Source organism: Candidatus Hydrogenedentota bacterium (assembly GCA_012523015.1).
Taxonomy (GTDB): Bacteria; Hydrogenedentota; Hydrogenedentia; order Hydrogenedentales; family CAITNO01; genus JAAYBJ01.
The window spans coordinates 1-5,951 of sequence record JAAYJI010000278.1; the positions used below are offsets into that span (position 1 = coordinate 1).

Below are 5,951 nucleotides of genomic sequence, written 5' to 3' on the forward strand. Positions count from 1 at the left end.
ATTTCGCCAAAATATCTTTGGTCTTTTCTGCGCGCGGACCATCGACCCCATCTTGAGACAGCGGCAGCCCCGCGACCACAAGTATCGGTTCTAATTCCTTGATAAGCGCTGCCACGTTGCGAAGCATATCCGTTTCCGTCGCAGCATGCACCACTTTATAGGGAAAGGCTATCATTTGCAATGCATCGCTGCGCGCCACACCGGTACGGGCGTCGCCGATATCAAGACCCACTATAACTCCAATTGTACTCATGGGAACATCATAACAAAGTAGCAGGGAAAGGGTGAAATAATTTAGGATGTGTCGGCTTCAAGGTTGAAATTCAATCGATACAAAAAAAGAGACATCATAGAAATCTACGGTACAATAATGCCGATAAAAGACACTAAAACACTATTCTTTAGGGAAAAGCGCCAATAGCGCATCTGCGAATAAGGCGTGACCCCGATAGTCCGGGTGGTTGATGGCATTGGTCATTAAGGTCATGTAGGGTATACCTTGCCGCCACAGTGCACAATAGCGGGCGGATCCATCGGCGAGCGCCAGATTATTGGCTTCAGCGAACTCTTTTAAGTCCCGCACATAGGCGCGGGGATCCTCTTTCACGTTAAAAGAGTCCAAGCCCATCCAAGATGGCAAGATGAGATGGGGCGTCATGAGAATGAGCTCCGCGCCCACAGCACGGAGATCGTTGAGAATCTTGCCGTAATGGGCGGCTACCCCCGCCTCATCCAAGCCCGCATCATTGACAAACTCCATGATCACCAGATCCGGGCGCGGCTCCAACACATCCCGCACATAATCATGTTCACCGCCCGGCTCCGCCGCCATATAGTGCATGCTTGTAACGCCGCCCCATCCTGCATTTTTCCAGTCTATCTGCGCTTTGGGGAAGCGTGCTTTCAATCGTGCTAGAAACTGGCCTTGCCACCAACGGCTTTGATCTTTGCCCACACAGCCGCCGCAAGTAACGCTATCACCAAAGCTTACCAAGGTCAAGGGGGCGCCTGAACGCAATTTCGCGAGGGTCTTTTCAATGGGTGATTCATCAACCGCCGCGGCTTCAGCATCATCAGCGTCTTCATAAAGGGGGAACAAAAGGTCTTCCGTCAATGCCATCGTCTGTCCGGGCACAAAGACCCGTGCCACTGCCGTGAATGCTGGAGAAACTACGGCAGGATGCACAACGCCCAAGCCGGGTGTCCCGCGAAATACGCGCAAATCGCCAGCTTCGTTCATGCCAATGGTATCCAAGCGGTCGGTCTCATATACGTAGTCAATATAAACGGACTGGCTCTCTCTGATGCTGCCGTCGTCAACGCGCCCGAAGGTACCCCAATCCGTATCGAACAAATAATCCACCGTGGGCTCGTAGATCGAAGGATTTTTTCTCACGGCTCTCTTCACACGGAAAGAGTCCGCACAGATTTTACCCGGCGCACTGCATTCTTCGGTTTGGATTCCGTAGGGTTTGGCTCCGCGCGCCCAACCGCCCGCATGGGGGTTGAACAAGGGCAAGCGCCGATGATGTTCATCGGTCACCGTTACCCGTTGCGGCGGCGCAATCTCCAACACAACGCTTTTTGCGGTGCCCACGTCTGCAGCGCTCAGTTCCACGCGCCAATCGTCAACAATGCGAAGGTTTACCATCGGTTCTGACGCCCATGCGCCTACCGCTGTAAGGAGACTCAATACAAAAGCAGTAGTCATGATAAATTCCTTTAACCTTGACAGAATACCAGTCTGTGACAAAGCCGAACGCGCCTATGTCCATAGCTATTATATAGAACAAAAGGAGATGTGTGGTCAACTTACAGTACTGCGCCTCCGTCTTCCGCCCTTCTGTCCGTTGTATATTTCTTTCTTTTTCTGTATAATTGTAGCCGCTTAGGTTTAATTGAAATAAACGGCGCCCGATCGACGGTTTATGGGGTATACTATATCCATGCAAAGGGCTGTGATAGTGCGTCTTTGTCCTATTCGAGCAAACAGAAACAGTAGGAGTAAGGAGTCTGTTATGAAAAAATTTATATTCGTGTTCATGGTCAGTGCGCTTTTACTCGCCGGCGCGGCAAATGCTCAGTGTCCCGCTGCTCCAGGCTGCGCCCAGAAGCAAGCCAGACCGGTAGTCACGCCGCCTTGGAACGGTGATCCCTGTGCCCCGGTAGTGGTTCCTGTCGTCGAACCGTGGCGTCACTGTGCGCCTGTTAGCCAAGCAACTCCGCAATGTGCGCCTGTCGACGAGACTACCGCTGTTTGTGGTCCTAGCGGCAAAAAGATATCCTGTGAACCGCCTTATCGCGGCCCCCTTTGTCGGATCAAGCGCGCCTTCACCTGCAGCCGCCGTTTTTGCTGCCCCTAATCTGATAGATTCTAAGAACAGGGTTCCTCAACAAGTTATTCCCTGACCGTTTTTTTTTGTGCGTCCGCCTCACTTTCTCTTTTCATAAAGTTGCGGTTTATATCTTGATTTTATTATAGTATCTACAATTTGCATGGCGGCGAATCAACGGCGCAGCCCCTATATCTCTTGATTTTGTATCATTCGTTAACCGGCTCTTTTTGCGGAACCGACGTCGTCACGACATAGCGGTTTCCGGCCCCCCCTGCCCCATGGGCGGGGCACCATAAACGCCTTTCCCCTATCCGTGTTGAACGGGGCGACAGAAAGTAATCATGAAACTGTCAGAAAATATTGCTGCTATTTTTTCTTGTGATGAGGATGGCAAAACAGTCACAGTACAGACGATTCTTGACCGTACCAGCGTGAAGGGCTTCGGAATGTTACTCGTCTTGTTTTCCTTGCCTTCCGCTATGCCTGTCCCTGCGCCGGGCTATTCCACACCCTTCGGAATCGTGCTGTTTTTGCTGGGCACCCAGCTCTTCCGCAACCGTGATCAACCGTGGCTGCCCGAACGGGTTCTTAACCGACAGGTGACCATCGGCGCGAAACCGCGTCTCATCAAAAGCATGATTTTTTTTCTGCACACCCTTGAATTTTTTATCCGCCCACGATTGTCATTCATGTTCAACCATCTTATTGGCTTGCGCTTATTGTCGGGAATGGTTATTCTTTGTGCATCATCCATGATTTTACCGATCCCCTTGACCAATACGGCTCCGTCCTTTGGTATCTTTATCATCGGTTTAAGTATATTAGAGGAAGATGGCCTGATGGCGATAGGCGGCATGATGACGGCATTTGTGGGACTATGCCTGAGTGTAACGGTGATCGGGGCAATCCTATTCTTTGGTTGGGAAGGCATTGAGTTGGTCAGGCAAGGTCTCGATATGCTTAAGCAAAACCTGATTAATTTCTTTTGAACAGGATCTGGAGGGATTGCAGTGCAGGGGCGTATTTAGTCTTTTTTCTGATCCGAACGGCTGCGTTCTTCTTTGAGCGCGTTCGCCTTGTAGAATAACGCCGGTTCTATAATAGGCGCGTGCAATCCTTCCGCTTCCATAGTGCCATAGGACACCCGACCTCGGTAGGTACGGTTGGAGAGGATAATGGCAATCGCCTGACGCGACCATTTATTGCCTTTACGGGTGAAAATATTTTGGCTGTGCAAATAGTCAACGACCTTACCCATGCTTCGTGTTCGCAAATATTCACGGAAAATAATACGAACCACTTCCGCTTCACGATCATCAACAGCAAGAGCGCCCGACTGATTTTGAAGCCGCTTATACCCGTAAGGCGCCGGGCCGGTCCCATACCGCCCCTGTTGCACGGATATACGCTGCCCACGCTTCACACGTTGACCGTGATCGTACAAGGATGCTTCCGCAGGATGCTCCTCCTGAATGTCGCGTGTATCTTCAAGCCTTTGGCTCATACGTACAACCCACCTTAGCATCAAAAGTTATTTGCTGCAGCTCCTGAAAACTGCATCAGCCCAAATTATACTTGACAATTCCGCCGGCGGCGGTAGTAATCCCAAAATTATCATTGGCGTGCTCACTGCCAACACACCCTATTTTACGTCATATTCGCTCAAATGTCAAGAAAGCAGTTAAGCCCTTGAAACAGTCCATAATAGCAGGTTTCTCTCGTGCGTCAACCATTCATCGGCTATATCTTAGGTCATTAGTCTTGTGAAAGATGTGCCCTCATGACGCGAGCAGACGCGTGAATCCCGGTCGATACACAGGATAACTGCCGCTTTCATCGGGCAGTACCGGCGCGTCCATGGCGTCGTGACAGTCTTCCGGTTTTGGACCAAAACTGAAGTCAGCATTATTTACCCGTTCCCACGTAATTTCTTCGCCTGTATAGCAGGAGATCTGACCCATGATCCCCATCATGGTACTCCGTGCCATAAAATCACCATTATTTACGGGGACACCCTTTCTTATCGCATTGAATAGCACGTCGTGTTCGATCTGATACGGGTCGCAGTCTTTCTCCCATTTCCACGGATTTTCTCCCATGATCTCACAGCTCATGATGGAAGCACGGCCTTTGCTCCCGTAAACCGTGCTGGACACCTCGTTGTAACAGCCTTCCGTGGTACGGCAAAAGGCATAGATACGCACGCCGTTCTCGTATTCATATACGACGGAATGATGATCAAATACATTGCCGTAAATAGGGTCGGTCATGGAGGAGCGCCCGCCCATACCGTGACATTTCACAGGCGGCGTATTGCCCAACACCCAATTGGAACGGTCAAGATTGTGCACCAACGACTGGGGAATATCATCGCCGGACAACCAATTAAAATGATATTGGGTGCTGCACTGCCACTCGATTTCAGACATCCACGGTTCCCGTTGGGTGATTTGATAAGGCGGCCGCAAATAGACCTCTTCCAAGCTGATAATATCGCCGATGGCACCGTCGTGAATGCGTTCAATCGTTTCCCGATAGCCCGTGTGATAGCGGCTTTGCAGACCGGACACTAAAGACAAGCCTTTTTCTTGTGCCACCGCCGCCGCTTCAGTCAACACCTTGATACCTAAGGGATCAATACCGTGCGGCTTCTCCACAAACACATGCTTCCCTGCGCGCAGCGCACAGAGCGCATAATAGGGATGGAATTTTGCAGCATTCGCAATCAGTACCACATCGGAAGCATCGATCACATGCTTGTAGCCCTCAAAACCCAAGAAGCAATGATCATCATCAACTATGACCTGATCTTTGAATTGTTGTTTAAGACGGTTCCGTTTCTCGTCAAGGCGGCTTTTAATAATGTCGCACATAGCGACCAGCCGCGCTCCGGGATCTGCTTTTAGTGCCTCTGCCGCGGCGCCTGCACAACGAGGCCCGCAACCGATCATTCCCACGCGAATAATATCGCTGCCTCCGGCATGGGCGTGCTTCACAAAACCGGGCATGGCACTGAGTGCAGCGGCCGCCGTGGCAGCGGAATATTTCAGGAAATCGCGCCGTGCCGTTACGCCGATGGGATCGTGAACCTGAGTGTTGTTCATCATCGTTTCTCCTTATTGCAGTCTTCGTTTCTGATTCCGGGAATCTCTTTATTAAGGCCTATCTCACGCAAGTTTATAGTATACGTTTTTTAGAGAAAAAGAAAAAGATTTCAATGCCGGTCTGCGGCGAAGGTGTGAACTTCAGCATGAGGCGGCAAAGATGCTGAATCCGTAAACGAGAGAATAGGATAGATTGAAGGAACAACATGAACGGGATCCTCTTGAAAATACAGTTGTATGGAGTATTTTAACGCGTTATTAATGCGAATCTTGGATGCGTTATCGCGGATATCATATACTCTGCATGTTATTGAATCGAGTGATTGAATTCAACCTTTAAACGACCGATGAAAAAAGGAAGCCGATTTATGATAAGGCGAGACAGCATTACGATTATATCTAGCCTATTGATGATGGTTGTATTGGCTTTGGCAGCCCTTTGTGCGGATGCAGCCCAGTACATCTCGACCATTGAAGACTTGCAAAAAATTGTCAATGACTCCGCATGGCC

The 5,951-nt window shown here is 50.1% G+C and carries 7 protein-coding genes; 3 read left to right on the forward strand and 4 right to left on the reverse strand.

The window, feature by feature from the left end; all coding sequences use genetic code 11:
* A partial coding sequence (locus tag GX117_12175) for a pre-16S rRNA-processing nuclease YqgF (protein ID NLO34086.1) occupies positions 1-253 on the reverse strand: 253 nt, incomplete at its 3' end.
* A gap of 141 nt (positions 254-394) precedes the next feature.
* The gene (locus GX117_12180; GenBank protein NLO34087.1) at positions 395-1,711 is read right to left on the reverse strand and encodes an SGNH/GDSL hydrolase family protein; all 1,317 of its coding nucleotides are present in this window, start codon (positions 1,709-1,711) and stop codon (positions 395-397) included.
* 307 nt (positions 1,712-2,018) lie between these two features.
* Between GX117_12180 and GX117_12185 the strand changes: the two genes are divergently transcribed.
* Together GX117_12185 and GX117_12190 are read left to right on the forward strand one after the other, a co-directional pair.
* Positions 2,019-2,363, forward strand: coding sequence for a hypothetical protein (locus GX117_12185; protein ID NLO34088.1), 345 nt, complete (start codon positions 2,019-2,021; stop codon positions 2,361-2,363).
* Positions 2,364-2,677: 314 nt separating this feature from the next.
* Complete coding sequence (locus GX117_12190; protein ID NLO34089.1) at positions 2,678-3,325, forward strand: exopolysaccharide biosynthesis protein; 648 nt, start codon at positions 2,678-2,680, stop codon at positions 3,323-3,325.
* 35 nt (positions 3,326-3,360) lie between these two features.
* Here GX117_12190 and GX117_12195 read toward each other — a convergent pair whose 3' ends face one another.
* Both GX117_12195 and GX117_12200 read right to left on the reverse strand, forming a co-directional pair.
* Positions 3,361-3,840 (reverse strand): hypothetical protein, encoded by a 480-nt coding sequence (locus GX117_12195; protein NLO34090.1) that lies wholly within the window; start codon positions 3,838-3,840, stop codon positions 3,361-3,363.
* Positions 3,841-4,114: 274 nt separating this feature from the next.
* Positions 4,115-5,443: a Gfo/Idh/MocA family oxidoreductase gene (locus tag GX117_12200; GenBank protein ID NLO34091.1), complete on the reverse strand. Its 1,329-nt coding sequence runs from the start codon at positions 5,441-5,443 to the stop codon at positions 4,115-4,117.
* A gap of 365 nt (positions 5,444-5,808) precedes the next feature.
* On the opposite strand from GX117_12200, the gene GX117_12205 reads away from it, so the two are divergent.
* The coding region (locus GX117_12205) for a hypothetical protein (protein NLO34092.1) at positions 5,809-5,951 on the forward strand (143 nt) is incomplete at its 3' end.

Coding starts and splice junctions, on each gene's coding strand:
- GX117_12200 (NLO34091.1), bottom strand. CDS start 5,443: ATGATGAACAACACTCAGGTTCACGATCCCATCGGCGTAACGGCACGG.
- GX117_12190 (NLO34089.1), top strand. CDS start 2,678: ATGAAACTGTCAGAAAATATTGCTGCTATTTTTTCTTGTGATGAGGAT.
- GX117_12185 (NLO34088.1), top strand. CDS start 2,019: ATGAAAAAATTTATATTCGTGTTCATGGTCAGTGCGCTTTTACTCGCC.
- GX117_12195 (NLO34090.1), bottom strand. CDS start 3,840: ATGAGCCAAAGGCTTGAAGATACACGCGACATTCAGGAGGAGCATCCT.
- GX117_12180 (NLO34087.1), bottom strand. CDS start 1,711: ATGACTACTGCTTTTGTATTGAGTCTCCTTACAGCGGTAGGCGCATGG.